A 24,828-nucleotide genomic window follows, 5' to 3' on the forward strand; every position below is an offset into this window, starting at 1 on the left:
TCACAGCGATCGCGGTAAGCCGAACGCGGGCAGCACGGTGTTCTCGAAGCGGGTCATGGCGCTGATCCGGTCGCCCGCGAGCGTGAGGACGTACAGGCCGGTGCCGTGCCGAACGCCGGTGGCGTCGCGCAGGTAGGCCCCGAACGCCGGCTGGCCGTTGGCGCGGGTGGGCACGAGGTGGAACCGCCGGCCCGCGCCGAAGAGGTCGGCGCAGAAGCCGGCCACGACGTCCCGGCCCTGGTATTCGAGCGGCAGCGGCGGCATGGACATGAACACGTCGTCGGTCAGCAGGGTCACCAGCGCGCCGACGTCGGCGGCCTCCCAGGCGTGGACGAAGTCCGCCAAGATCGCGTTCTCGGCAGGGGAACCGGCCGCGGGAGGCGGGTCGTCGGAGGCGGGCTGGTGACGCCGCAGACCGGCGCGCGCTCGCTTGAGCGCGCTCTTGACCGAGTCCACGGTCGTGTCCAGCATCCCGGCCACCTCGCTCGCGGGGAACCCGAGGACGTCGCGCAGGACAAGGACGGCAAGCTGGCGCGGCGGCAGGACCTGGAGCGCGGTCACGAAGGCCAGCGACACGGATTCCGCCCGCTCGTAACGAGCTTCCGGGTCGAGGAGGGCGTCGGGATACGGCTCGAGCCAGACGACCTCGCCGAGGCGCGTCGGTTCCGGCGGTTCGACGCCGGGGATGTCCCATTCCTTCGCCGGGCGCCTGCTCGCCGCGCGAAGCGTGCTCAGGCACCGGTTGGTGGCGATCCGGTAGAGCCAGGTGCGGAGCGAGGCGCGGCCGTCGAAGCCGCCGAGCCCCCGCCAGGCGGCCAGCAGGGTGTCCTGGAGCGCGTCTTCGGCGTCCTGGAACGACCCGAGCAGCCGGTAGCAGTGCACCTGCAGCTCCCGGTGGTGCGGCTCGGTCAGCGCCCGGAACGCGTCGCCGTCCCCGGCCCGGGCCCTGCTCAGCCGGTCGGTGCTGGTCGGTTCCACACTCGCCACCCTTCGTCCGTTCATCTTGTACGGACGCCGCCCGCGTGCAGAAGGGGGCGCTCGGCGACCGCCCCCTTTCCCGGTTTCGCGGCGTCTCTCCGGTGGCCGACAACACGACGAAGGAGATCCGCCATGGGGAAGATCGTCATCAGCGAGAACGTGTCGCTCGACGGGGTCGTCCAGGACCCGGTCGGCACGGAGGGGTTCCGGTTCGCCGGCTGGTTCGACCGGCTGGGCGGCGAGGACCGCGAAGCGTGGGCCGCGGTCGAATACGAGGAGGCGCTGGGCACCGAGGCGCTGCTGCTCGGGCGGCGGACCTACGAATGGTTCCTCGCGCAGGGGTGGGCGACCCGCGACGGCGCCTGGGCGGACCGGCTGCGGGCCGTGCCCAAGCACGTCGTGTCCTCGACGCCCGGAGACCTCGAGTGGAACTCGACGGTCCTGAAGGGCGACCTGGTGGACGCGGTCTCGCGGCTGAAGCAGGAGGTGGCCGGGGACGTCGTCCTCTACGGCAGCGGCCGGGTCGCGCACGCGCTGATCGAGCACGACCTGGTCGACGAGCTGCGGCTGATGGTCTGCCCGTTCGCGCTCGGGGAGGGCGAGCGCCTGTTCGGCGGGACCGGTGCCGTGAAACCGGTGCGGCTGGTCGGGAACCGCACCGTCGGCACGGGCATCGTCCGACTTACCTACCGGCCTGTCCGCAACGCCTAGTGCGGTTGCCGGACACGCCCCTCGACGTGTCCGGCAAGTCCGCGGTCAGCGCGTTTGCGGGATCCGCACCTTCGCCGGCGGCGCGAGCAGCAGCAGCCGCTGCAGCCGGGCGCGGCCCAGCCGGTGGAGCATCTCCCCGAGCTCCTCCGGCGCGATGCAGCTCTCGAGGTCGATCCGCGTCACGTGGATGACGCGGTCGATCTCCGTGACCGGGAGCCGTGCGCCGAACTCCCCGGTCAGCCACACCCCGACCTCGTCGACGACGTTGTCCGCCCGGTGGCTTCGTACGGTCATCGCTTTCCTCGTTTCGGCTCGCTGAGTACCCAGGTCGAGGCCGGGAAATGCCGGCCTGACGCGGGTTCGACGACCGAGTGCGGGAGCCATGACGCCGAACGGCGAAATTGGTCGCGAGAAAGCTTTCCGTGTTCGAGCGGGTGGGATGCGTGACGACCCGCGTCACTCACATGGGCGGAACTCCGACCCCAGTTGTCGGCCGATCGGGTGGAAATCCGGGGAACGTCCCCGATCGGCCGTACGTCCCAGGACGCTGGAGAGGTCTGGTGGGGTGCGGGTGTTCCCTTGCGGGACGCGGAAACGGAGACACGATCGATGGGCCGGTACGACCGGACCGACCTCGGGGCCTACAGCCTGGGCCTGCTCGACGACGCCGAGACGGCGCGGGTCGAGCGGCACCTGGCGTCGTGCCCGGACTGCCGCCAGGAGGTCCGGGAGTTCGAGTCCGTCCGCATCATGCTGGACAGCCTGGGGAAGTCCACTTAGGACACTCGTCGGAAACTGTCGGTGCCCGCCGCTAGCTTGCGGACGTGACCGATGACCAGTTCCTGAGCCCGACCCGGGCCACCTACGCCATTGTCGCCGAGAACTACGGCGAGTTCGTGCCACCGGTGCGCGACGACATCGAGGACCGCGCGCTGCTGGCCGCGTTCGCCGACCTGGTCCGCGGCGGCCCGGTCGCCGACCTCGGCTGCGGCACGGGCCTGGTGACGGCGTACCTGGCGTCGCTCGGCGTCGACGTCTCCGGCATCGACCTGACGCCGGAAATGCTCGCGGTCGCCCGCCGCAACTACCCGGAGCTGCGGTTTTCCGAGGGCTCGCTGCTGGAACTCGATCTCCCGGACGGCGGTCTCGCCGGGGCGGTGGCGTGGTATTCGATCATCCACACCCCGCCGTCGCGGCTCCCGGTGGTGGCGTCGGAGCTGTTCCGGGTGGTGCGCCCGGGCGGGCACCTGCAGCTGGGGTTTCACGTCGGCGACCGGCGTCACCACCTGTCGCGCGGGTACGGGCACGAAGGGTTTTCGCTGGACGTCTACTGGCTGCCGGTGGACGAGGTCAGCGACCTGCTGAGCGGCGCGGGCTTCGAGATCCTGACCAAGGTGGTCCGCAACCCGGCGGCGCGGGTGCCGCAGGGGAGGGTGCTGGCCCGCAGACCCGCCTGACGCGCGGGTCAGGTCAAAGTCCGTGAATGCCACATTGAGGGACCTAGTGTCCCTCAATGTGGCATTCACGGACTTCGGAAGTGCGGGTCAGCGGGTCGCGGCGGCCTTGAGGGTGCGCAGCACCGGTGCCGTCTCCAGGGTCCGGATCTCCTCCAGTGAGCCCAGGCGTTCGGTCAGGTACCGGTGCAACGCCGCCGCGTCGGGGCACAGTGCGTGGGCCACCAGGTTCGCCGGGCCCGTCGTGGCCAGGACCACCGCCAGTTCCGGGTGGGTCGCCAGCGCCTTCCCGACGCGCTCGACGTGCGCCGGCGCCACCGACATCCACAGCAGCGCCTGCGTCGTCGCGCCGAGGACCGTGGGGCTGATCTCCAGGTCGAAGAACATCGTGCCGCCGGCCTGGAGGTCCGCCAGGCGGCGGGCGACCGTCGCGGGGGACCAGCCCGTGGCCGTGGCCAGCTCGGCCAGGCCCGTCCGGCCGTCGTGCTGCAACGCGGCCATCAGGGCGTCGTCGTCGGGCGTCAACGGCTTGCCGTCGCCCGCGTGGGCCGGCGTCAGCGCCTCGATCTGGGCCGGGGACAACGTGGCCGTCCGGCCCGACCACGCCGTCGGGCCGCCGAAGTAGCGGTGCAGGACCTGGTGCGCCGACACCGCCGTGATGCTCGCCGTGCGCGGGATGTCGCGCAGCAGCAGCGCGTGCGCGCCCACCGGGGTCTGGACGTTCACGCAGATCTCCGTGCTCCCGGACATCAGCTTGATCCACGCCGTGTCGGCGCGCCGCGCGAGCTGGTGGGCGAGGTCCTGCGCGGTGTGCGGGGTCGCCGTCAGCCGGACCATCCACTCGGCGTGCCCGGCGCGGTGCGGGTCCGGCAGGCCGACCACCCGCAGCGCCGCCTCCGCGCGGAGACGGCGGTAGCGCCGCGCGACGGTCTGCGCCGACACCCCGAGGACGTCGCCGATCTTCGTGAACGGCGCCCGGCCGTCGAGCTGCAGCGCGTGCACGAGGGCGTAGTCGACCTCATCCAAGGCGGTGGTCATATTTCTCAGTCAAGCGCACCCGGTGGCAGAAATCAGCCAAGTCGGAGCAGTACCTGGAACCAATCGACGCCCGAACTGCACAGTGGGCCCCATGCTGACCAAGACCCGCTGGGCCGCGCTCGCCGTGCTGCTCACCGCCGAGGCGATGAACCTGCTCGACGCCACGATCGTCCAGGTCGCCGGCCCGGTGATCCACGCGCACCTGCCCGGCCCCGCCGCCGACGTCCCGTGGTTCAGCGCGGCCTACACCCTGCCGTTCGCGGTCTTCCTGATCACCGGCGGCCGCCTCGGCGACGTCCTCGGCCGCGCCAAGGTCTTCAAGCTCGGCGTGACGGCCTTCGTGCTCGCCTCCCTCGCCTGCGCGGCCGCTCCCGGAGCGGGCTTCCTGATCGGCGCCCGCGCGGTGCAGGGCGCGGCGGCGGCGTTGATCATCCCGCAGACCGTCGGCCTGATCCGCGCGCTCTTCGACGGCGACCAACTCGCGAAGGCCCTCGGCACCATCGGCCCGGTGATGGGCCTGTCCGCCGTCTCCGGCCCGCTGCTCGGCGGCCTGCTGACGCAGGCGGTGTCGTGGCGGGCGGTGTTCCTCGTCAACGTCCCGCTCGGCCTCGCGGTGCTGGTCGCGGCGAGGCTCCTCCGGGAGGACCGCGCCGAGACGCGGCCGAAGCTCGACGTCGCCGGCACCGTGCTCGTCGTCGCGGGCACCGGACTGCTGGTGTACCCGCTGATCCAGCCCGGCGCGACGCCGTTGCTGGCCGCCGGGGCCGTGATCCTCGTGGCGTTCGGCTTCCACCAGCGCCGGACGCGCGCGCCGCTGGTCGAGCCGAGCCTGTTCGCCCACCGCGGTTTCCCGGCCGCGCTCGCCGGGTCGCTGTTGTTCTTCGCCGTGATGACCGGGCTGATGCAGGTGGTGCCGATGCAGCTGCAGCTCGGGCTCGGCGTGGACGTCCGCACCGCCGGGCTGACGCTGTTGCCGCTGTCGGCCGGGCTCGCCGTGTCGTCGTGGTTCGCCGGGACGTGGCTGGTGCCGAGGTTCGGCGCGCGCGTGATGTACATCGGGCTGGCGCTGCTGCTGGCCGGGCTGCTCCTCGCCCTCGGTGGTTACCCGTGGCCGCTGCTCGGCGCGATGGCGTTGTGCGGCTTGGGGATGGGGACGTTCACCGTGCCGTTCTTCAGCACCGCGCTGCACCGCGTCCGGCCGCACGAGACGGGCTCGGCCGCCGGGTTGCTCAACGCCGTGCAGCAGCTGGGCGGCACGCTCGGCGTCGCGTTGCTGGGCGGGCTCTACCTGAGCAGCGGGACGGCGACCGCGGCGCTCGGCCTCGCGGCCGGGCTCACCGTGGCGGCCGCGGTCGCCGTTGCACCGATGCTTAGTAGTCGTCCCGTCCGGTGAACTGCTGCTCCAGCAGCTCGGCCGCGCCCGCGACGAGTTCCAGCGGGTCGATGAACTCGTTGATGTCCAGGTTGATCAAGGGCAGTGAGTGCCGCAGCACGATGTGGTCGCCCATCACCGCGACCCCGCCGACGATGGTCGACTCGCCGACTTCGGTGAGCACCGAGAGGAGGTCGACCTCGTCGTGCCGGGCGAACGGCGTCGCGATCTGCACCCAGTCCTCGCGCTGGTCCAGGATCTCCCGGGCGATCACCATGATCTGGGCGCGGTTCTCGGTGTCCGGCTCGTCGCCGAAGATCAGCCGGATGCGGATCTCGTCGGGCTCGTCGCGCACCACCCGGTAGGCCTGCCTGATGTACGCGACCAGGTCGCCCCACTCCGCCATCAGACGGCTCCGATCCGGTCGAGGTCGGCGAGCACGTCCGCCGGCAGCTCCAGGTCCGCGGCCGCGAGGTTCTCGCGCAGGTGCTCCGGCGACGACGTGCCCGGGATCAGCAGCATCGACGGCGACCGCTGCAGCAGCCACGCGAGCGCGACCTGCATCGGCGTCACGCCGAGGCGGGCGGCGCAGTCGTCGAGCAGCCCCGACTGCAGCGGGCTGAAGCCGCCGAGCGGGAAGTACGGCACGAAGGCGATCCCTTCGGCGGCGCACTTGTCCACGAGCGGGTCGTTTTCGCGGTGCGCCAGGTTGTACTGGTTCTGGACGCACACGACCGGCGCGATCGCCTTGGCCTCGTCGAGCTGCTCCGCGGTCACGTGGCTGACGCCGAGGTGCCGGATCAGCCCCTTCTCCTGCAGGTCCGCGAGCACCCCGAACGGCTCGGCCAGCGACATCGCCACGGGGTAGCCGCCGGTAGCGTCGCTCAGCCGCAGGTTGACGACGTCGAGCGCGTCGAGGCCCAGGTTCCGCAGGTTGTCGTGCACCGCCTGGGTCAGCTCGCCGGCCGACAGCGCGGCCGGCCACCCCTTGTCCTCGCTGCGGCGCGCGCCGACCTTCGTGACCAGGTGGACGGCTTCGGGGTACGGGTGCAGGGCTTCCTTGATCACGGCGTTCACGGTGTGCGGGCCGTAGTAGTCGCTGGTGTCGATGTGCGTGACACCCGCTTCGACGGCCTCGCGCAGCACGGCGACCGCGGTGTCGTGGTCCTTCGGCGGTCCCCACACGCCGGGGCCGGCCAGCTGCATCGCGCCGTAGCCCATCCGGGTCACGGAAAGTTCGCCGCCGAGAAGGAAAGTACCGCCGGGATCGGACATGTCACTCCTTGCTGTAGGTGCCGCGAAGGAGTCTAGGGAGGATCCGGCTCAGCCGCAGACACCCTTGCCGCGCAGCACCCGCGTCACCGACTGCTGGACGCGCGTCTTCGGCAGCTCGCCCGATGCGACAGCTTTCTCCAGCCGGTCCAGCACCTCGCCGATCCGGCCGCCGGAGGACCACAACGCCTGGTCCGCGCCGGCCTCCAGGGCCTTCAGGACGGCGTCCGGCAACGAATACTGCGCCGTGATGGCCTTCATCGCGCCGAGGTCGTCGGTCAGGATCGGCCCGGTGAAGCGGAATTCGCCGCGCAGCAACTGGTACGCGGGCGGCGAAAGTGACGCCGGGACGCCGTTCGTCAAGTCCGGCACGTCGAGGTGGCCGACCATCACGGCGACCGGGCCGTAGTCGGCGATGTTCCGGTAGGGCGCGAGGTCGACGGTGCGCAGCTGCGCGAGCGGCGGCGTGACGACGGTGCCCTTGTGGGAGTCGCCCGAGCCGTGGCCGTGGCCGGGGAAGTGCTTCAGCACCGGCTGGACACCCGCGTCGCGCAAGCCCGCGGCGAACGCCGTGGCGTACGTCTTCACGCGGGCCGGGTCGGGGCTGAAGGACCGGTCGCCGATCACGTCGTCGTCCGGGGCGTCCGTGACGTCGGTGTCGGGCGCGAAGTCCACCGTGACGCCGCGGGCCTTGAGCTGACGGCCGCGTTCGGCGGCGATGCCGCGGACCTGCTCCGGCGTCTTCGTCTTCGCCAGCTCGCGCGCGGACGGCATGTCGCCGTCGAGATCGTCGATGCGCTGGACGCGGCCGCCCTCTTCGTCGACCGAAACGGCCACCGGGAGCTTCGCGACGCCCTGCACCGCGTCAAGTGAGTGATCTTTCAACAACGCTGTTGCGTTACCCCCGATGAAGATCCCGCCGACCTGGTTTTCGCGCACCAGCGCGACCGTCGAGGCCGGGTTGTCCCCGGTCACGCCGACGACGACCATCTGCGCGACCTGCCGGCGGACGTCGAGGCTCTTCACCAGCGACGCGCAGTCGCCGGGACGCGCGAGACCCGAGGTCGGCGCGGGTGCGGAGGTCGCGGCGGGTGCGGGCGGAGCCGCGGAAGGCGGCGTCCGCGGGATCGCCAAACCGGACACGATCCGCGGTTGCAGGCCGATGACCAGCAGACTCACGACCACGACGCACAGGGCCACCCCCAGGGCAGCCAGACTTCGGCGGTTCATCGGTCCCTTCACTCGTCGGCGGGCCCCACGACGGTAGTCGACGCCCCTTCTTCGCCGTGTGAAGGACCGTGAAGAGGGCCGTGAAGAAGACTCTGAAGAAGCGGCACTACGCCGTTAGAGAATTCGTGAAGGCGGTCTCACCAGACTGGGCGGCGTCAAGAAAATCGATGACGGTTACCAGGAGGCACGATGGACCAGGTGCGCGTGGCGGCGTGGGCGTCCGACCCGATCGCCCTGACCGGGCTGATCAACCACCTGCGATCCCGTCCCGAGCTGCTGGTCGTGCCGCGAGCCCGCCGTGGTGAGGCCGCCGTGCTGGTGTTCGCCGCGAACCAGGTCGACCGGGACGTCATCGCCGCGCTGCGCGCCGCGGCCGCCGAGTCGCCGGCCGCGATCGTGCTGGTCGCCGGGCACGTCGACCCGGCGCACCTGAGCCTGCTCGCCGACTGCCACGTCTCCGCCGTGCTGCCGCGGACCGCGCTCGACCGCGTCACCGACAGCGTGCTCGCCGCCGCGCGGGGCCGGACGACGTCGCTGCGCGACCAGGTCGAGGCGCTGGCCCACGAAGGTGCCGGGGCGTCGCTGACGCCGCGCGAGGTGGATGTGCTTCGCTTGATGGCGGAAGGCTGGGACACTGCCGAGATCGCGGGCAAGCTGTGCTACTCCGAGCGGACCGTGAAGAACGTCATCTACGCCATGACCAACCGGCTCAACTTGCGCAACCGGCCGCACGCGGTCGCGTACGCCGTGCGCGCGGGTGTGATCTGAGGGAAGCTCACGCACGTGGGAACGATCGTCCGCCGGACCGCCGCGGCGGCTGCCGCGCTGGCCCTGCTCGCCGCCTGCAGCCCGAGCGACGCCGGGGGCAAGACCAAGCTCACCATCGCGACCTTCGGTGAGTTCGGCTACGCGCCGCTGATCGCGGAGTACGAGAAGCTGCACCCGGACGTCGAGGTGCAGAACCGCGTCACCGACTTCGACACCCACCACAAGGGTCTCGCGACCCAGCTCGCCACCGGCCACGGGGCCGCCGACGTCGTCGCGATCGAAGAGCAGTACATCCCGCAGTACCGGAAGGCGAAGGACAAGTTCGCCGACCTCGCCCAGTTCGGCGCGCGGGACCTGCAGAACCAGTGGGCGCCATGGAAGTGGGCGCAGGGGACGGACGGCGACTACGTCCTGGGCCTCGGCACCGACATGGGCAGCCTCGCCCTCTGCTACCGGCGTGACCTGTTCCAGGCGGCCGGGCTGCCGACGGACCGGGACGCGGTCGCGAGGCTGATGCCCGACTGGACCGCCTACGCCGCGACCGCGCAGCGGTTCACCGACAAGACCCCCGACGTCAAGTTCGCGGACTCCGCGGGCACCGTCTACACGGCGATGCTGAACCAGGCGCCGGAGAACTACTTCGCGGCGAAGGACGACTCCTACATCGGCGGCACGAACCCGACCGTGCGCAACGCCTTCTTCCTCTCGGGCGGCATCGCCGCGAAGGGCCAGACGGCCGCCGCGACGACGTTCACCCAGGCCTGGAACGTGGCCATCAAGCAGGGCTCGTTCGCCACGATCGCGTGTCCCGCGTGGATGCTCAGCCAGATCAAGCAGGCCGGCGGCGACGGCAACAAGGGCAAGTGGGACGTCACCACCGTGCCCGGCGCCAGCGGCAACCAGGGCGGCTCGTTCCTGACCGTGCCGAAGCAGAGCGAGCACCCGCAGCAGGCGTACGACCTGGCCCGCTGGCTGACCGCGCCGGAGCAGCAGAAGAAGCTGTTCCTCTCCGACGGCATCCTGCCCAGCGAACCCGCCGTCTACAAGGACCCGCAGGTCGTCGCGCACACCGACCCGTACTTCGACGACGCGCCGACCGGCAAGATCTTCGCCGCGTCGGCCGACTCCCTGCGGCCCAACTACCGGGGCCTGCACGACGCCGACGTCCGGCCGGAGTTCGGCCGCGCGCTCGGGCGGATCGAGGACAGGACCGAGAACGTCGACCAGGCCTGGGCGGACGCCGTCCAGCAGGCTCAAGCAGCACTGAAGTAGCTCCGCGTGCAGCACCGGCTCGCCCGTTTCGACCGCAAGGTCACGCCGTTGCTGCTCATCGCGCCCTTCTTCGGGCTGTTCGTCGTCTTCGGCGCGTTCCCGCTGCTCTACACGATCTGGGTGTCGCTGCACGACTGGAACCTGCTCGACGGCGACCAGGGCTACCTCGGGCTCGCCAACTACGGCGAGCTGCTCACCGACCCTCGCTTCTACAACGCGCTGGCCAACACGGTCGGCATCTTCGTGCTCGCCGCCGTCCCGGAGTTCCTGCTGGCGCTGGGGATCGCGGCGCTGCTCGACCGGCCGCTGCGGGCCGCGACCTGGTGGCGCACCGGGATCCTGCTGCCGAACGTCGTGTCGGTGGTCGCCGTGGGGCTCGTGTTCGGGCAGCTGTTCAGCCGCGACTACGGCGTCGTCAACGAGGTCCTCGGCTGGTTCGGCGTCGCCCCGGTCAACTGGCAGGCGAGCACCTGGTCGTCGCACGTCGCGGTGGCGTCGATGGTGCTGTGGCGCTGGACCGGCTACAACGCGCTGATCTACCTGTCGGCGATGCAGGCCGTGCCCGCGGACCTGTACGAGGCCGCCGCGCTCGACGGCGCGTCGCGCTGGCGGACGTTCTGGTCGATCACCGTGCCGGGCATCCGGCCCGCGCTCGCCTTCACCGCCATCGCCGGCACCGTCAACGGCCTGCAGCTGTTCGCCGAGCCGCAGCTGTTCGACTCCGGCGGCTCCGGCGGTACCGGCGGCAACGACCGCCAGTTCCAGACGGTGACGATGTACTTGTACGAGAAGGGCTTCACGCACTTCGACGCCGGTTACGCGGCCGCGCTGACCTGGGTGCTGTTCGTCGTCTGCGTGCTGTTCGCGCTGGTCAACTACCGGCTGGTGCGCCGGTTCGTGAGGTCGGCGTGACGGCCCGGCGGCGGCCGGGCGCCTGGGTCTACGCCCTGCTGATCGGCGTGCTCGGCGCGTCCATGTTCCCGCTGTACTGGTCGTTCGTGGTGTCCACAAGGGACAACTCGGCGATCGGGGAGACGTCGCCGCTGCTCCTGCCGGGCGGGCACCTCTTCGAGAACGTGCGCCGGGTCTTCGACACCGTCGACTTCTGGCTCGCGATCGGCAACTCGCTGATCGTCTCGGGCACGGTGATGGTGTCGAACGTTGTTCTGGCCAGCCTGGCCGGGTTCGCCTTCGCGCGGCTGCGGTTCCCCGGCCGCAACACGCTGTTCCTGCTCGTCGTCGGCTCGGCGATGGTGCCGGCACAGCTCGGCGTGATCCCGCTCTACCTCGTCGTCGGCGACCTCGGCTGGTACGGCCGGCTCGAAGCGGTGATCGTGCCCGGGCTGGTCAGCGCGTTCAGCGTGTTCTGGATGCGGCAGGCCTGCGAGAACGCGATCAGCGCCGACCTCGTCGACGCGGCGACCGTCGACGGCTGCTCGATCCTGCGCACCTACTGGCACGTCGCGGTGCCGTCATTGCGCCCGCAGGCCGCGGTGCTCGCGATGCTGACGTTCATGGCGACGTGGAACGACTACTTCTGGCCGCTGGTGGTACTCGACCCCAACGAGACACCGACCGTGCAGGTCGCGCTGTCGCAGCTGGCCAGCGGGTACTACACCGACTACGCGCTGATGCTGACCGGGGCGACCGTGGGCGTGCTGCCCGTCATCGTGGCGTTCCTGCTGCTCGGCCGGTACGTCGTCCGGGGGATCCTGAGAGGGGCGCCAGTGTGACGGAGTTTCCGGCGGGTTTCCGGTGGGGCGCGGCGACCGCGTCCTACCAGGTCGAGGGCGGCGTCACCGAAGGCGGCCGCGGACCGTCCATCTGGGACACCTTCGCGGCCACCGAGGGCAAGGTCCTCGACGGCGCGTCCGGCGAGGTCGCCTGCGACCACTACCACCGCTACCCCGAGGACGTCGGCCTGCTGGCCGGCCTGGGCCTCGGGGCGTACCGCTTCTCGGTGGCGTGGCCGCGGATCATGCCCGACGGAGTGACGACGTCGGCTGCCGGTCTGGCGTTCTACGACCGGCTGGTCGACGAGCTGCTGAGCCGCGACGTCACGCCGGTGCTGACGCTCTACCACTGGGACCTGCCGCAGGCGCTGGAGGACGCGGGCGGCTGGCCGTCGCGCGACACGGCGTTCCGGTTCGCGGAGTACGCGGCGGTGGTCCACGACGCGCTCGGCGACCGCGTCGACCAGTGGACGACGATCAACGAGCCGTTCTGCGCGGCCTTCCTGGGTTACGGCAGCGGCGTGCACGCGCCGGGCGTCCAGGACCACGACACGGCGTTGGTCGCGGCGCACCACCTGCTGCTCGGCCACGGCCTGGCGACCCGCGCGTTGACGGAGCAGGCGCGGCCGGGCCACGAGTTCTCGCTGGCGCTGAACTTCGCCCCGGCCATCGCGGACGGCTCGTCACCGGCCCACGTCGAAGCGGCGCGGAAGTTCGACGGCATCCACAACCGGTTCTTCCTGGACCCGGTGCTGGGCAAGGGCTACCCCGCGGACGTCGTGGCGGACGTCGCGCACCACGGCGGCCGCTTCGCCGCGGCGGTCCGGGACGGCGACACGGACACCATCGCGGCGGCCGTCGACTGGCTCGGGGTCAACTACTACGCCCCGGCGCGAGTGACGCCGCTCGCGGACCCGTCGGCGCCCAGCAACTGCCCGTTGCCGGGGCTGCGAGGCCTGGACGTGCTCCCGGCTCGTCCGCCGCTGACGGCGTTCGGCTGGGAGCAGTCACCCGAGACGCTGACTTCCCTGCTGAGCTGGATTTCCACCCGCTCCGGCGGGCTGCCGCTGGTGGTGGCGGAGAACGGCGCGTCCTTTGTGGACAAAGTCGTCGACGGCCGGGTCCACGACGCTGCCCGCGTCGCGTACCTCGACTCCCACGTCCGCGCGGTCCACGCCGCGATCGTTGGTGGCGCGGACGTGCGCGGCTACTTCGCGTGGTCCCTGCTGGACAACTTCGAGTGGGCGATGGGCTACTCACAACGCTTCGGCCTGGTCCACGTCGACTTCGAAACGCAGGTCCGGACGGTCAAGGACTCCGGGCACTTCCTGGGGCGGATCGCCACGGCCAACGCTCTGCCAGACTTGTCGTGAGTGTTTAGGGCGGTTAGAACCGCCCTAAACACTCACGACAAGCCGCGGCAGACTCAGGAACGCCGGCGGAAAGCGTCCGCCACCCCAGACCGCGACGGCGTCTCCAGCTTGCCCAGCAACCGAGCCACGTGGGCCTGCACTGTCCGGCGGGGCAGCGACAGCTCCGCCGCGATGTCCGGGTTCGAGCGGCCCTCCGCGACCAGGCTGGCGATGCGGACCTCGATCGGCGTGAGGGACTCCCAGCCGTGGCCCGGGCGGATCGGTGAGAACAGCGCCCCGCGGCGGACGCCCAGGCGGCGCAGGCGCGTCTCCGCGCGGCGCAGGTCCCAGCGGGCCGACAACGCCGTGTACAGCTCGGCCGCCTCCTCGTACGCCGCCTGGGCCGCGTCCAGCCGGCCCGCGCGAGCCAGCAGCACGGCCGCGTCCTCCAGCGCCGACGCCAGTTCCGGGCGGCGGCCGACCGAACGGAAGTGCTCCGCCGTGTCGAGCACCGGGCTCGGGTCCTCCTCGATCAGGCCGCGGCACCACGACGCCGCGGCGAGCGCCCGCGCCGGCCGGCGTTCCTTCGCCGCCTCCTCGTCGCAGACGTCCAGCGCCCGCACCGCGCGGTCGCGGTCGTCCTGCTCCATCGCCAGCCGGACGAAGGCCGGGAGCCACTGGTGGCGCAGCATCATCTGCGCGTACGTCGGGTTCAGGATCGGCTCGAGGATCTGCAGCGCCCGCACCCGGTCGCCGCGCTGCTCGGCCGCGAGGGCGTCGGCGACCAGCAGGAAGTCGAAGCTCTCGCGCTCGGCGCCGGTCGCCGGGGCGTATTCCTCCGCCGCGTCCAGGTGCGCTGCCGCCTGCGCGCGGTCGTCGCGCCTTCCCGCGATCAGCGCCGCGACGCCGTGCAGGAGCAACGCCGCCGGGCCGGGTTCGCGCAGGCCGTAGAACGTGATCGCCGGGCCGTCCTCGGTGACCGTGTCCAGCTCGACCAGCGCCTCGTCCCAGCTCCCGTCCCAGTACCGGTGCACCGCGACGGAAACCTGCAGCCCGACCGGCATCGCGTGCCGCGCCGCGACGTCGCCCGCCGTGCGCAGCGCTTCGCCCGCCTCGGCGAGCCGGTCGAGGTTCTGCAGCGTGAAGACGCGGTTGTCGAGCAGGTCGAGGTGCAGGTCGGCCAGCTCGTGCTCGTCGCCGACGGCCTCGATCGCCGCGTCGATGTGCTCGAGCGCGCTGTCGTGCTCGCGGCGCACCGAGTCCACCAGCCACAACGACTGCAGCGCGTGCGCGGTGAGGTAGCGGTCGCCGCCGGCCTGCTCCTTCGTCTCGCGCGCCGCCTTCTCCGCTGTGTCCAAATCGGACAGATCGCCGCGGCGGAAGTTCGCCAGCAGCTGCCGGTGCCGGACGCGCCAGAGCTCCGGAACGGCCGGGTCGTCGGCCGACGCGCCGAGCGTCGCGACCGCGCCGTCGGTGTCGCCGCGGCGGTGCCGCAGGGCCGCGAGCACGTGCCGCATCTCCTCGACGGCGTCGGGCTCGGTGGCGACCTCGAGTGCTTGCTGCGCCAGGGATTCCGGGTTGCGCTCCAGCCGGAACAGCACCTTGACCAGCGCGACGAGCAGGACCTCCCGGCGTGGGTCGTCGCTCGCGCCGTCGGCCAGCGCGCGTTCGAGCAGCTCGACGGCGATCAGCGGCGCCCGGTTCGAGACGGCCGCGTGGTGCCCGGCCAGCCAGTCGAGCACCCATTCGTCCACTGTGGCCGGTGCGGCCACCAGCTGCTCGGCGACCCGCTTGACCGGGGCGCCGATCCGGGCCAGCGCCTCGGCCGCCTGCCGGTGCAGCGCCGCGCGCGTCCCGGGCAGCAGCCGGTTGTACAACGCCTGCCGCAGCAAGGGGTGCCGGAACGCGAGCTGCGTGCCGGTGTCGATGAGCACGTTCGCCGCGACGGCTTCTTCCAGCGGCTCCAGCAGGTCCGACGGCCGGGAGCCGAGCACCGCGGCGATGTCCCCGACGGCGAACTCCATGCCCAGCAACGCGCCCCAGCGCAGCACCTCCTGCGTCCGCGCGGGCAGGAAGTCGAGCCGCCGGTCGACCGCGGCGACCAGCGACCGCGGTGCCTCGAACTCCTCGGGATCGTCGACGTCGGCCTCGCCGCCGGTCACCTCGACCGCGCCGGCGCGCAGCAGGACGTCGACCATCTCCTTGACGTACAACGGGTTTCCCGCACCACGGGCGGCCAGCTCACGCAGGCCGGGCCCGGGTACCGCGCCGATCTGGTCCTCGATGAGGCGGCCGACGTCGTCGCCGCTCAACGGCGTGAGGTCGAGCACCACGCCGTCGCGCGCCTGGACGCCGCGGCGCAGCTGGGCGAGCTCGGCGCGGTCCGGCGCCGGCCGGGTCGCGGCCACCAGCAGCAGGGGGAGCTGCCGCGTCGCCGCGCAGAGCCGGTGCCAGACCAGCACGGACGCCTCGTCGGCCCACTGCAGGTCGTCGACCACCAGCACCTGCGGCGTCTGCGCGCAGAGCTCGTCGACCAGGACCAGCAGCCGGTCGACGGCGCCGAGCACCGGGTCGGCCGGGCCCCAGCTGCGCCGCACCGGGCCCTCGCCCGCAAGCTCCTTCGCCACCCGCGCGCGCCGCGGGTCGGGGGAGTGCGCGTCGATCTCCAGGCACTCCATCATGACCTGCAGCGGGAACCGGGTGCTCAGCTCGTCGGCGGCCGCCCACAGCAGCTGGAAACCCGGGCCGCCGGTCAGCGAGTCGGCGAGCAGCTCGGACTTGCCGATCCCGGCTTCGCCCTCGATCCAGACGGCGCGGCCGCGGCCGGCCCGGACGTCGGTGACGAGCTCCGCGAGCCGTGCGGTTTCTGTCTCCCGGCCGAAAAGCCGGTGCCGCGGCGCCGGAACGGGCGCGGGCGGCGCGACCACCGCGGGCGCGTCGAGGGCCGGGTCCTGGGCGAGGATCTGCTGCTGGAGCCGCTGCAACGCCGGCCCGGGCTCGACGCCCAGCTCGCCGATCAACGTCGTGCGGGCGTCGCGGAAGACGTCGAGGGCGTCACCGTGGCGGCCGCTGCGGTAGAGGGCGAGCATGAGCGACTCGCGCAGGGACTCCCGCAGCGGGTTCTCCCCGGCCAGCACGGCCAGCTCGGGCGCCAGGTCGAGGTGGCCGCCGAGCGCGAGCAGGGCCTCGGCCCGCTGTTCCAGCGTGGCCAGCCGCAGCTCGGCGAGGTATTCGCGGTGCCGCTCGGCGAACCCGCCCGGGACACCGGAGAGCGCTTCGCCCTGCCAGAGCGCCAAGGCCGCGTCCAGTTCGGTGACGGCGGCCCGCGGGTCGCCCTGCTCGAGGTGCCGCTGCGCGCGTTCGCGGTGACGCTCGAACACGGCCGCGTCGAGCGCGTCGTCGTCGAGCAGCAGGGAGTACCCGGCCGTTTCCGACACCAGGACGCTCGACGCCGACCAGCGCGAGCGGTCCGGTTCCAGTGCCCGGCGCAGGCCGGAGACGTAGGTGTGGACGCTGCCTTCGACGCTCGCGGGCGCGGAATCGCCCCAGACGCCGGCGATCAGCTCGGCACGCGGGACGGGACGGCCGGCGTTGACCGCGAGCACGGCGAAGATCGCGCGCTGACGAGCGGGGCCGAGGCCGATCTCGGCCGTCCCGCGCCAGGCCCGCAGCGGGCCGAGCACGCCCACTCGCAGACCGGTGTCCGCATCCCCTGGCATGTCGTTCCGTTCTCGGTACCGACTTCTCCGTCGACTTTACCGACGTGGCAACACCCGATCGGGTTGACCTACTCCGGGGAGCTTACTGACCTGGCAAGCCCGTGATCACGCCCCGGCGGCCGGAAAGCCGCGAGCGGTCGCCACCGGCGTATGCCCTGGTGGACGGCCCAGGCCAGGGCCCTGACCGCCCCGTGACGGAAGGGTCGACACGCGTGATTGGCGAGTCGACACGCGTGTCTGGAAGGTCGACACGGCGAACGCCCGTGTCGACCCTTCAATCACGCGTGTCGGCTCCGCAATCACGCGTGCCGGCGTGCTGATCACGCCTGGCGGGACATCGATGACGTCGTTGTCACTCGCCGGCGGCACGGGAGCGGACCGAGTTGGCCCGCCGGATCCCGAACGGCTGCATCCGGGCCTCCGCGCGCCGGACGTCCCAGACCGCGCCGATGCCCGTGTAGATCGTCAGCGCGGCGCGGAACGCCGTGCGGGCGTCGTCCAGGCGGTCCGACTCGGCCAGCAGGATCGCCGCGTCCTCGGTCGCCTTGGCCTGCTTGAGCAGCCGGCCCGCCGCGCGGTAGTGCTCCGCCGCCGTCAGGACCGGTTCCGGGTCGCCCGTCACCAAGCCCCGGCAGTGCGCGGCCGCGGCCGCGTGCGCGGGCGGGACGTCGCCCTCGGGTTCGAGCAGCCGCAACGCCTGGTGCGCGTGCTGCTGGTCGCCGAGCTGTCCGGCGAGCCGGACGAGGTCGGGCAGCCACTGGTGCCGCGCGGCCGGCGGGTAGTTCTCCTCCAGCAGCGGCAGCAGCGCCGCCAAGGCTTCTTCGGGCCGGCCGTCTTGCTCGGCCAGCAGCGACCGCGCCGCGAGCAGGAAGTCGCCGCCGTCGGGTTCGAGACCCTTCGGGAACTGCTGCCGGCTGGCCGCTTCGAGGTGCGTCCGGGCCTGCCCCGGCTCACCGCGGTGCCCGGCGATCAGCGCGCCGACGCCGTGCACGAGCAGCGCCGAACCCGGGCTGCGCAACACGTAGGAAGCGGTTTCCGCGCCGTCGCGGATCACCGCGTCCAGCTCGGCCAGCGCCTCCGGCCAGCGGCCGAGCCAGTAGTAGTGCACCGCGCCGGCCAGGTGCATCTCGCCCGGCACCGCGCGGGTCGCGGCGAGCCGGCGGGCGGCGTCGAGCGGCTCGGCGGCTTCGTCGAGGCTGTCGAGGTTCGGCACGGACAGCGCCGCGTCGTCCAGCGGGTGCAGCCCGGCGGGCACCAGCACCGCGCCAGGGTCGTCGCCCAGCCGTTCCAGCGTGGTCAGCAGCGACTCGTGCCGCCCGCGCCACATCTCCGGGACGTCCACGTCGTCGAGGGTCCGCTTCACCTCGGCCGTCGCCTCGGCGAAGTCGCCGCGGCGGTAGTAGATGTAGGCCAGGATCCAGCGCATCTCGGCCGCGCGCCTGCTGTCGGACGTCCGCGCGACGACCGAGCGCGCTTCGGCCTCGGGTTCGCGCCCGAGCCAGAACAGCAGCCGGGCCAGCGTCGCGGTGAGCGTCTCCCGCGCTTCCTGCTGCAGCGCCCCCTGCGTGACGGCGTGACGCAGCAGATCTACGGCGACGCGCGGGGTTTCGGTCGCGACCGTGCCGATGTTCTCCAGCAGCCAGCCGACGACCCACGGGTCGACCTGGGCCGGCGCCGCGGCGAGCTGCTCGGCGACGCGGTCCGCGGGCGCGCCCGCCGTCGCGAAGGCCTCGGCCAGCTGCCGGTGCAACGCGACGCGCATCGCCGCGGGGGTCTTTTCGTAGAGCACGCGGCGCAGCAACGGGTGCCGGAACGCCACCCGGTCACCGGACTCGACGAGCACGCCGGAGGTGATCGCCTCGTCGACCGCGCCCACGAGCGACGTCGGCGGCCGCTCGGTGGCGACCGCGATGTCGGACAACGAGAACTCGCGGCCCAGCAGCGCGGCCCAGCGCAGGGTGTCGCGCGTGCCGCTGGAGAGGAAGCTCAGGTACAGCGTGATCCGCGACCCCAGCGGGGACGGGATGTTCTGGCACGAGTTGCCGTCCAGGTGCGCGTGCACGCCGTCGAGCACGATCATCGACTGCGCCAGCAGCGTCTCGACGACTTCGCGGACGTAGCGCGGGTTCCCGGCCGCGTACGACACCAGCAGCTGCAGCCCGGGCCCCGGCGGCGCGCCCACCAGCTCGGTGGCGAGCTCGAGCGTGGCGCTCTCGGCGAGCGGCGGCAGCGTGAGCACGGTGGTGGTGTCGGCGTCCAGCTCGCCGCGCAGGTCGTCGAGCGCGGACAGCCGCGGCACCGGCCGGCACGCGCCGACGAGCAGCAGCGGCAGGTCCCGCGTCTCCCGGCTCAGGTACCGCCAGACGCGCAACGTCGAGTCGTCCGCCCACTGCAGGTCGTCGACCGCGAGCACCAGCGGCGCCTCCGCGCACAGCTCGCGGACGAGGCCGAGCAGGCCGTCGACCGGGTCTTCGCCGGGCTGCTCGGAGAGGCGGACGGCGAGGTCCGAGCGGCGCTCGTCGGTGGCCCGCGGGTGCACGCCCAGCGCGTCGAGCAACGGCCGCAGCGCGAACCGCTGATCCAGCGCGTCGGCGGCGGCGAAAGCGGGCTTCACGTCGGCTTCCTGCGCCGTGGCGAGCACTTCGGCCAGCAGCGCGGTCCGGCCGCTGCCCGGTTCGCCTTCCAGCCACAGCGACCGGCCGGTCCCGTCGAGCAGGTCGGCGACGGCCTCGCGCAGCAGCGCCAGCTCGGCGTCCCGGCCGACGAAGACGTCCGTGCGGTCCGGAAGTGACGCGACCGGGAACCGTGTCACGCGGGCGGGCGGCGCCGGCCTCGGGGCCGGCGGCTCGGCGGGCTTGTCCAGCAGTTCTTCGTACAGCCGCCGCAGCGCCGGGCCCGGCTCGGTGCCCGACGACTCGACCAGCCTGTCGCGGACGTCGACGTACACCGCGATCGCCTCGGTCCGCCGGTCGGACCGGGCCAGCGCGCGCATGAGCAGGCCGCGCAGCGTCTCGCGGAAGGGGTGCTCGCGGGTCAGCGCGGTCAGCTCGGCGACGAGCTCGTGGTGCCCGCCGGACTCCAGCACGATCTCGGCGCGGCGTTCGATCGTCGCCAGCCGCACCTCGCCGAGCCGGGCGCGCTGGGCGGCCGCGAACGGCCCGGGCAGCCCGGACAGCGGGACGCCGTGCCAGAGGCCCAGGGCCTCGTCGAGGGTTTCGCGCGCGCCGCGCAGGTCGCCGGCGGACTGCCGGCGCTGGGCCTGCTCGCGCAGGGCCTCGAAGTGGTGGACGTCGATCGCCTCGGCGTCCAGGCAGAGGGAGTAGCCGGACCCGATCGACGCGAGCAGCTGCGGGCCCTCACCCTTGGCACCCTTGGCGCGGCCGGGCTCGAGCGAGCGCCGCAGCCCGGAGACGTAGGTGTAGATCGAACCCTGCGCGCTCTGCGGGGGCGCCTCGCCCCAGACGGCGTCGATCAGCTCCTCGCGCGAGACCGTGCGGTTGGGGTTCATCGCCAGTGCGGCGAGGACCGTGCGCCGGTGCGCGGAGCCGAGGTCGAGCTCGGTGTCGCCTCGCCAAGCTTGTACGGGACCCAGCAATCGGAGTCTCGGTGCGGCGCTGTCCGCAGCCGACATCGGTCTCCCTTCGTGCGCTGACGTATCGTCACGCGCCGGATGCCTGAGGTGAGCATACGCGGCGGTCGTGAACCCGCAGGCAAGGATGGCGGACATTCGGGCAACGGCTACCGGGCGGGGTTTCGTTCGGCTGCCCGGTAGGCCACCCTCGGGTGCCGGACACGTGAGGAGCCGCGAATGAGTTCAGCCGCGCCGACGGACGACATGAAGGGCGCCGCTGTGCGTTTCGCGTCCGCCATCGAGGCCGCGAACTCCCAGCTCCGCGACGTCAACAGCGAGATGGCGACCCTGCAGGCGGCGTGGCGCGGCGAGGCCGCGGTGCGCTTCGGCCAGGCGATGAACGACTGGGAGCAGGAGTTCGACGTGATCCTCACCCGGCTCGCGTGGCTGCTGGAGGCCACCGGCGGCCGGGTCCCCCGGCAGCGGTCCGGCGGGCCGGGCGGGACATGACCGTGTCCCGCCAGCGGTTCGACTTCACCCTCGCCGACCTGGTGCTCGACCGGATGGGGTCGATCACCGGCGGCCTCGGCGACCTGCTGGCCGAGCTGGAGTCCACTGTGGAGCCGGGGCTGGCCGGCTGGACCGACGAGGCGCGAGAGCGGTACCTGCGGGCCAAGAGCGACTGGGCCCGGGCGGCCGAGCGGATGCCGGACTGCGTCGACCGCGCGCGGGAGGCGTTCGGCGAGCTGGCCCGCGGCTACGACGAGGCCGGTTCTTAAGCCGTCTTCACGGGCCTTCGGGCCGGCGTGAAGACGGAATAGGGAGGGCGTGAAGACCCACAGGTCATGCTCGGGGCATGAAGCCCGTCGAAGTGACCGTCCTCGCCTCGGACCCGATCACGCACGCCGGCGCGGTGAGCCTGCTGGAGTCCCATCCGGACGTCCGGATCACCGACCTGGTGCCCGACGTGCTGCTGGTGATGGAGGAGCACGTCACCGAGGCGGTGCTGGGCGAGATCCGGGCGGCCAAGGCCTCGCACGTCGTGCTGGTCGTGGAGCACTTCCGCGAGAGCGACCTGATGTCGGTGCTGGAGAGCGGCGTCGTGGCGATCCTGCCGCGCCGCGACACGGGCGGGTCCGAGCTGGTCACGGCGGTGATGGCGGCAGGCGACGGCACGGCGAACCTGCCGCCGCGGCTGCAGGGGGCGCTGCTTTCGCAGGTCCAGCGCATGCGCCGGGACGTCCTCGAGCCGAACGGGCTCACCCTCTCCGGGCTGGCCGCCCGCGAGTGCGACGTGCTGCGCCTGGTCGCCGAGGGCTTCGGCACCGAGGAAATCGCCGCGAAGCTGTGTTATTCCGAGCGGACCGTGAAGAACGTCCTCTACGGCCTGATGACCCGCTGCGGGCTCAACAACCGCGCCCACGCCGTCGCCTACGCGCTGCGTGCGGGCGCAATCTGAGCGAGTTTCGCCTAGGGTCGCGATCATGGTGTCGACCGCAGCAGAGATCGCGGCCTCGGTGCGGGCCGGGACGCTCGATCCGGTACAGGTGACCAAGGAAGCCCTCGACCGGATCGCCGCCACCGACGGCGTGGTCGGCGCGTTCCGCCGGGTGCGCGTCGAGGAGGCGCTGGCGGAGGCCGCCGAGGTCGCCGCGCGGCCCGATCTGGCGTCGCTGCCGCTTGCGGGGGTGCCTGTCGCGGTCAAGGACGTCACGGCGATCACCGGCGAGTTCGCATCGCACGGTTCGGTGGCGGGCCCGTCGTCAGCGGCTCTCGAAGACGGCGTGATCGCGGCCCGGCTGCGCGCGGCCGGCGCGGTGCTCGTCGGGCTGACGCGCGTGCCGGAGCTGTGCGTCTGGCCGATGAGCGACACCCCGGAAGGCATCGCCCGCAACCCCTGGGAGCCGACGTACGCCGCGGGCGGCTCGTCCGGCGGCAGCGCGGCGGCGGTGGCGTCCGGCCTGGTCCCGCTGGCCCACGGCACCGACGGCCTGGGCTCGATCCGCCTCCCGGCGGCGATGTGCGGGCTGGTAGGCCTGAAGCCGGGCGCGGACCGGCTGGCCGAGGGCGGCTGGTTCGGCATGTCGGTACACGGCCCCCTGGCCACGACGGTCGCCGACGCGGCGGTCCTGCTGTCAGTACTGGCCGCGGACCCTGCACTGGCGACAGTCTCTACACCCGGCGCGCTGCGCATCGGGACGTCGACGACGGTGCCGGTCCTCCACTCGCCGGTACCCCGCGAGCTGGTCGCGGCAGTCACCCAGGCGGCGGACCTGCTTGCGGCGGCCGGGCACACGGTCGCGCCGGGCGCGCCGAAGTACCCCGTGTCGGCGCTCCTGGGCATCTCGGCCCGCTGGTGCGCCGGCCCGGCCGAACAGGCCCAGGACTTCAACTTCTCCCGCCTGCAACGCCGGACCCGCACGCACGTCCGCTTGGGCCAGCTGTTCCAGAAGGCGGGCTTCATCCGCGAGCGCACGAAGCAGCGCTGGGTAGCGCGGGCGGAGGAGTTCTTCGCGGACCACGACGTCCTGATGACGCCGACGCTGTCCCACTGGCCGGCGAAAGCGGGCCGCTGGCACGAGCGCAGGTGGGCGTCGAACGTGGTGCCGTCGCTGCGCTTGGCGGGCTTCACGGGCTTGTGGAACTTGGCGGGCTACCCGGCGATCTCGGTCCCGGTGAGCCGGGCGTCGACGTCAGGCTTGCCGACGTCGGTCCAGCTGGTGGCGAGGCCGGGAGGGGAGTCGTTGCTGCTGGGCCTGGCAGCCCAACTGGAGGCGGCGAACCCCTGGCCCCGAACCACCCGCGGCTGACTTCCGACTTGAGCTGATCCCGTCGGGCTTGTCCAAAGCCAGGACGGGGGGCTTGTCCACAACCACGACGGCTTGTGGACAAACCCGGCCGTCGGCGTGCGGAGGAGCCGGAACTGTCGGTGCCCACGGCTAGCGTGGAATCGGGGGCTGCTCAGGCAGGAAGGCGCCGCCGACCCAGGGGCTGCCGCTGGGGCGCAAGGGTGCGATACCGACTGGGCCCGCGCAGCCGAAAGGCCGCGCCACCGACCTCGGCAGCGCGGCCTTCACGGCACTTCAAGACTTCAGGAGCTGGGCTTGCTCGCCGCGGGCGTCAGCGGCTTCGCGGCGCCATTCCCGTTCCCGTTCACCGGCTTGGTCGCCGGGCCGTGCTGCTTCGCCGGGGCGTTGTTGCCCGGCTTCGCCGCCGCCGGGGCCTGCTTGGCCGCCGCCGGGGGCTGCTTCACCGCCGGTGCCTGCTTCACCGGAACCGGCACCGGCGCCTTCGTCGCGCCCGAAGGCTTGGCCGGCGTCGGCTGGACCACCGGGACCACCGGTGCGGCCGGGGTAGTGGGGGACTCGGCCGGGGAGTCGCCGCCCACCAGGCGGGACGCCTGGGGGATCACGGCCTCCTCCGGCAGGGTCGCCAGCTGCGTCTCGCTGCGGTTGAGGATGTCCTCCGCCGCCGCCAGGCTCTTGCGGGCCTGCTCGCGGATCTCCGCCAGCCGCTCGACCTTGCGGTTGGCCGCCGTCGTGCGCTGGGCGGCCTGGGTCGTCGCCTCGTCGAGGCGGCGCTTGGCCTCGCCCGTGGCCTCGTCGAGGCGGCGCTTCGCCTCCGCCGTCGCTTCCGCGAGCCGGCGCTCGGCCTGGTTCTTGCTCGCCGTGCGCTGGTCGGCGACGTGCTTCTCCAGCGCCGCCTTCTGGGCCGTCTGGGACGCCTCGAACTCGCGCTCGAGCTTGCGACGCTTGCGCTCCGCCTCGTTGTCGAGCAGTTCCCGCCGCTGGGCCGCCTCGACGGTGAGCCGCTGCACCTCCGCGCGCGTCTCGGAAAGCGCGTTCTCGTGCTCCGAATGGAGCAGATCGGCCTGCTTGTCCAGTTCCGTGACGAGCCGCGTGTAGCGCTCACGCAGCTTCGTCGACGCCTCGGTCGAGCCCGCCCACGTCTTCTCCGCGGCGGCCTCGGCGCGCTTGACGATCTCGTCCGCGCGGGCCTGCGCGAGCGTCACCGTCCGCTGCATCCGCTCGTCGAGGTCCTCGAGCCGCTCCGGCGGTTTCTTCAGCTCCTCGACGCGCGCTTCGAGCTGCCCGACCTGCTGCCGGACGGACTCCAGCTCGCGCGCGACCGCGGCGGTCTGCGCCACCGCGGCGTCACGGTCGCTGACGACCCGGCGCAGCTGCGCCTCGACGTGGTCGAGGTACTGGCGCACCTCGTTCCGGTCGAAGCCGTGCCAGGCCTGGGTGTACTCACGACGGAGGGGGAGCAGGCCGTTGAGGGCGCTTGCGGCATTCTCGCGCTCAGGAACCATGGGCCCGACCGTACCCGGGCACGCTGCGCTTCCGCCGTCCGGCTTA

General features: G+C 72.5%; 22 protein-coding genes. 13 read left to right on the forward strand and 9 right to left on the reverse strand.

From position 1 onward, the window contains the following. Positions 1-1,002 carry a sigma-70 family RNA polymerase sigma factor gene (locus OG570_RS17905; RefSeq protein ID WP_442788278.1) on the reverse strand — a complete coding sequence of 334 codons (1,002 nt, stop codon included), beginning with the start codon at positions 1,000-1,002 and terminating at the stop codon, positions 1-3. A gap of 108 nt (positions 1,003-1,110) precedes the next feature. Between OG570_RS17905 and OG570_RS17910 the strand changes: the two genes are divergently transcribed. Further along, positions 1,111-1,689 (forward strand): dihydrofolate reductase family protein, encoded by a 579-nt coding sequence (locus OG570_RS17910; protein ID WP_326957796.1) that lies wholly within the window; start codon positions 1,111-1,113, stop codon positions 1,687-1,689. 45 nt (positions 1,690-1,734) lie between these two features. Here the strand turns inward: OG570_RS17910 and OG570_RS17915 are convergent, their stop codons facing one another. Further along, positions 1,735-1,983, reverse strand: a complete 249-nt coding sequence (locus OG570_RS17915; RefSeq protein ID WP_247057786.1) for a hypothetical protein — start codon at positions 1,981-1,983, stop codon at positions 1,735-1,737. 315 nt (positions 1,984-2,298) lie between these two features. Between OG570_RS17915 and OG570_RS17920 the strand changes: the two genes are divergently transcribed. Continuing rightward, complete coding sequence (locus tag OG570_RS17920; RefSeq protein ID WP_247057784.1) at positions 2,299-2,469, forward strand: zf-HC2 domain-containing protein; 171 nt, start codon at positions 2,299-2,301, stop codon at positions 2,467-2,469. A gap of 44 nt (positions 2,470-2,513) precedes the next feature. Next, the gene (locus OG570_RS17925) at positions 2,514-3,146 is read left to right on the forward strand and encodes a class I SAM-dependent DNA methyltransferase (RefSeq protein ID WP_326957798.1); all 633 of its coding nucleotides are present in this window, start codon (positions 2,514-2,516) and stop codon (positions 3,144-3,146) included. Positions 3,147-3,233: 87 nt separating this feature from the next. On the opposite strand, the gene OG570_RS17930 is transcribed toward OG570_RS17925, so the two are convergent. Beyond that, on the reverse strand, positions 3,234-4,181 hold the full coding sequence (locus tag OG570_RS17930; protein ID WP_326957800.1) for an Lrp/AsnC family transcriptional regulator: 948 nt from the start codon (positions 4,179-4,181) through the stop codon (positions 3,234-3,236). A gap of 91 nt (positions 4,182-4,272) precedes the next feature. Here OG570_RS17930 and OG570_RS17935 point away from each other — a divergent pair, with 91 nt between their 5' ends. Continuing rightward, positions 4,273-5,574: an MFS transporter gene (locus tag OG570_RS17935; protein WP_326957802.1), complete on the forward strand. Its 1,302-nt coding sequence runs from the start codon at positions 4,273-4,275 to the stop codon at positions 5,572-5,574. On the opposite strand, the gene OG570_RS17940 is transcribed toward OG570_RS17935, so the two are convergent. Genes OG570_RS17940 through OG570_RS17950 form a run of 3 tightly spaced genes read right to left on the reverse strand, consistent with a single transcriptional unit; the run spans position 5,552 to position 8,055 of the window. Next, positions 5,552-5,959, reverse strand: a complete 408-nt coding sequence (locus OG570_RS17940; RefSeq protein ID WP_247057777.1) for a hypothetical protein — start codon at positions 5,957-5,959, stop codon at positions 5,552-5,554. The genes OG570_RS17935 and OG570_RS17940 overlap by 23 nt on opposite strands. After that, positions 5,959-6,828, reverse strand: coding sequence for an oxidoreductase (locus OG570_RS17945; protein ID WP_326957804.1), 870 nt, complete (start codon positions 6,826-6,828; stop codon positions 5,959-5,961). The genes OG570_RS17940 and OG570_RS17945 overlap by 1 nt, the downstream gene beginning before the upstream one ends. Before the next feature lie 48 nt (positions 6,829-6,876). After that, positions 6,877-8,055: a glycoside hydrolase family 3 N-terminal domain-containing protein gene (locus OG570_RS17950; RefSeq protein ID WP_326957806.1), complete on the reverse strand. Its 1,179-nt coding sequence runs from the start codon at positions 8,053-8,055 to the stop codon at positions 6,877-6,879. A gap of 189 nt (positions 8,056-8,244) precedes the next feature. On the opposite strand from OG570_RS17950, the gene OG570_RS17955 reads away from it, so the two are divergent. From OG570_RS17955 to OG570_RS17975, 5 genes are read left to right on the forward strand one after another with little or no spacing between them, the layout of a single operon-like run. Then, entirely contained in the window at positions 8,245-8,823 is a 579-nt protein-coding gene (locus tag OG570_RS17955) for a helix-turn-helix transcriptional regulator (protein ID WP_247057771.1), read from the forward strand. A gap of 15 nt (positions 8,824-8,838) precedes the next feature. Continuing rightward, the gene (locus tag OG570_RS17960) at positions 8,839-10,095 is read left to right on the forward strand and encodes an extracellular solute-binding protein (protein ID WP_326957808.1); all 1,257 of its coding nucleotides are present in this window, start codon (positions 8,839-8,841) and stop codon (positions 10,093-10,095) included. Between the two features lie 6 nt (positions 10,096-10,101). Next, on the forward strand, positions 10,102-11,007 hold the full coding sequence (locus tag OG570_RS17965) for a carbohydrate ABC transporter permease (RefSeq protein ID WP_247057767.1): 906 nt from the start codon (positions 10,102-10,104) through the stop codon (positions 11,005-11,007). Then, positions 11,004-11,828, forward strand: a complete 825-nt coding sequence (locus OG570_RS17970; RefSeq protein ID WP_326957810.1) for a carbohydrate ABC transporter permease — start codon at positions 11,004-11,006, stop codon at positions 11,826-11,828. The genes OG570_RS17965 and OG570_RS17970 overlap by 4 nt, the downstream gene beginning before the upstream one ends. Beyond that, positions 11,825-13,201: a GH1 family beta-glucosidase gene (locus OG570_RS17975; protein ID WP_326957811.1), complete on the forward strand. Its 1,377-nt coding sequence runs from the start codon at positions 11,825-11,827 to the stop codon at positions 13,199-13,201. Before OG570_RS17970 ends, OG570_RS17975 begins: the two co-directional genes overlap by 4 nt. Before the next feature lie 53 nt (positions 13,202-13,254). Here OG570_RS17975 and OG570_RS17980 read toward each other — a convergent pair whose 3' ends face one another. Both OG570_RS17980 and OG570_RS17985 read right to left on the reverse strand, forming a co-directional pair. After that, the gene (locus tag OG570_RS17980) at positions 13,255-16,899 is read right to left on the reverse strand and encodes a BTAD domain-containing putative transcriptional regulator (protein ID WP_326957812.1); all 3,645 of its coding nucleotides are present in this window, start codon (positions 16,897-16,899) and stop codon (positions 13,255-13,257) included. 352 nt (positions 16,900-17,251) lie between these two features. Then, positions 17,252-20,530 (reverse strand): BTAD domain-containing putative transcriptional regulator, encoded by a 3,279-nt coding sequence (locus OG570_RS17985; protein ID WP_326957814.1) that lies wholly within the window; start codon positions 20,528-20,530, stop codon positions 17,252-17,254. A gap of 177 nt (positions 20,531-20,707) precedes the next feature. Between OG570_RS17985 and OG570_RS17990 the strand changes: the two genes are divergently transcribed. From OG570_RS17990 to OG570_RS18005, 4 genes are all read left to right on the forward strand, one after another. Further along, positions 20,708-20,980, forward strand: a complete 273-nt coding sequence (locus tag OG570_RS17990; protein ID WP_326957817.1) for a WXG100 family type VII secretion target — start codon at positions 20,708-20,710, stop codon at positions 20,978-20,980. Beyond that, complete coding sequence (locus tag OG570_RS17995) at positions 20,977-21,249, forward strand: WXG100 family type VII secretion target (RefSeq protein WP_247057754.1); 273 nt, start codon at positions 20,977-20,979, stop codon at positions 21,247-21,249. Before OG570_RS17990 ends, OG570_RS17995 begins: the two co-directional genes overlap by 4 nt. A 77-nt stretch (positions 21,250-21,326) precedes the next feature. Further along, positions 21,327-21,929 carry a helix-turn-helix transcriptional regulator gene (locus OG570_RS18000; RefSeq protein ID WP_247057751.1) on the forward strand — a complete coding sequence of 201 codons (603 nt, stop codon included), beginning with the start codon at positions 21,327-21,329 and terminating at the stop codon, positions 21,927-21,929. 25 nt (positions 21,930-21,954) lie between these two features. Next, positions 21,955-23,280: an amidase family protein gene (locus OG570_RS18005; RefSeq protein WP_326957819.1), complete on the forward strand. Its 1,326-nt coding sequence runs from the start codon at positions 21,955-21,957 to the stop codon at positions 23,278-23,280. 281 nt (positions 23,281-23,561) lie between these two features. On the opposite strand, the gene OG570_RS18010 is transcribed toward OG570_RS18005, so the two are convergent. Next, the gene (locus tag OG570_RS18010; protein WP_326957821.1) at positions 23,562-24,782 is read right to left on the reverse strand and encodes a cell division protein DivIVA; all 1,221 of its coding nucleotides are present in this window, start codon (positions 24,780-24,782) and stop codon (positions 23,562-23,564) included. Between the last annotated feature and the right edge of the window lie 46 nt (positions 24,783-24,828).

Origin of the sequence: Amycolatopsis sp. NBC_01286 (genome assembly GCF_035982555.1) — a bacterium.
GTDB lineage: Bacteria > Actinomycetota > Actinomycetes > Mycobacteriales > Pseudonocardiaceae > Amycolatopsis.

Excerpts from the sequence above, each read along its gene's own strand:
- OG570_RS17945 (WP_326957804.1), bottom strand. The coding sequence starts at position 6,828 with ATGTCCGATCCCGGCGGTACTTTCCTTCTCGGCGGCGAACTTTCCGTG.
- OG570_RS17935 (WP_326957802.1), top strand. The coding sequence starts at position 4,273 with ATGCTGACCAAGACCCGCTGGGCCGCGCTCGCCGTGCTGCTCACCGCC.
- OG570_RS17940 (WP_247057777.1), bottom strand. The coding sequence starts at position 5,959 with ATGGCGGAGTGGGGCGACCTGGTCGCGTACATCAGGCAGGCCTACCGG.
- OG570_RS17920 (WP_247057784.1), top strand. The coding sequence starts at position 2,299 with ATGGGCCGGTACGACCGGACCGACCTCGGGGCCTACAGCCTGGGCCTG.
- OG570_RS17990 (WP_326957817.1), top strand. The coding sequence starts at position 20,708 with ATGAGTTCAGCCGCGCCGACGGACGACATGAAGGGCGCCGCTGTGCGT.
- OG570_RS17995 (WP_247057754.1), top strand. The coding sequence starts at position 20,977 with ATGACCGTGTCCCGCCAGCGGTTCGACTTCACCCTCGCCGACCTGGTG.
- OG570_RS17980 (WP_326957812.1), bottom strand. The coding sequence starts at position 16,899 with ATGCCAGGGGATGCGGACACCGGTCTGCGAGTGGGCGTGCTCGGCCCG.
- OG570_RS18000 (WP_247057751.1), top strand. The coding sequence starts at position 21,327 with ATGAAGCCCGTCGAAGTGACCGTCCTCGCCTCGGACCCGATCACGCAC.
- OG570_RS17950 (WP_326957806.1), bottom strand. The coding sequence starts at position 8,055 with ATGAACCGCCGAAGTCTGGCTGCCCTGGGGGTGGCCCTGTGCGTCGTG.
- OG570_RS17985 (WP_326957814.1), bottom strand. The coding sequence starts at position 20,530 with ATGTCGGCTGCGGACAGCGCCGCACCGAGACTCCGATTGCTGGGTCCC.
- OG570_RS17905 (WP_442788278.1), bottom strand. The coding sequence starts at position 1,002 with ATGAACGGACGAAGGGTGGCGAGTGTGGAACCGACCAGCACCGACCGG.
- OG570_RS17910 (WP_326957796.1), top strand. The coding sequence starts at position 1,111 with ATGGGGAAGATCGTCATCAGCGAGAACGTGTCGCTCGACGGGGTCGTC.
- OG570_RS18010 (WP_326957821.1), bottom strand. The coding sequence starts at position 24,782 with ATGGTTCCTGAGCGCGAGAATGCCGCAAGCGCCCTCAACGGCCTGCTC.
- OG570_RS17955 (WP_247057771.1), top strand. The coding sequence starts at position 8,245 with ATGGACCAGGTGCGCGTGGCGGCGTGGGCGTCCGACCCGATCGCCCTG.
- OG570_RS17930 (WP_326957800.1), bottom strand. The coding sequence starts at position 4,181 with ATGACCACCGCCTTGGATGAGGTCGACTACGCCCTCGTGCACGCGCTG.
- OG570_RS17915 (WP_247057786.1), bottom strand. The coding sequence starts at position 1,983 with ATGACCGTACGAAGCCACCGGGCGGACAACGTCGTCGACGAGGTCGGG.
- OG570_RS18005 (WP_326957819.1), top strand. The coding sequence starts at position 21,955 with ATGGTGTCGACCGCAGCAGAGATCGCGGCCTCGGTGCGGGCCGGGACG.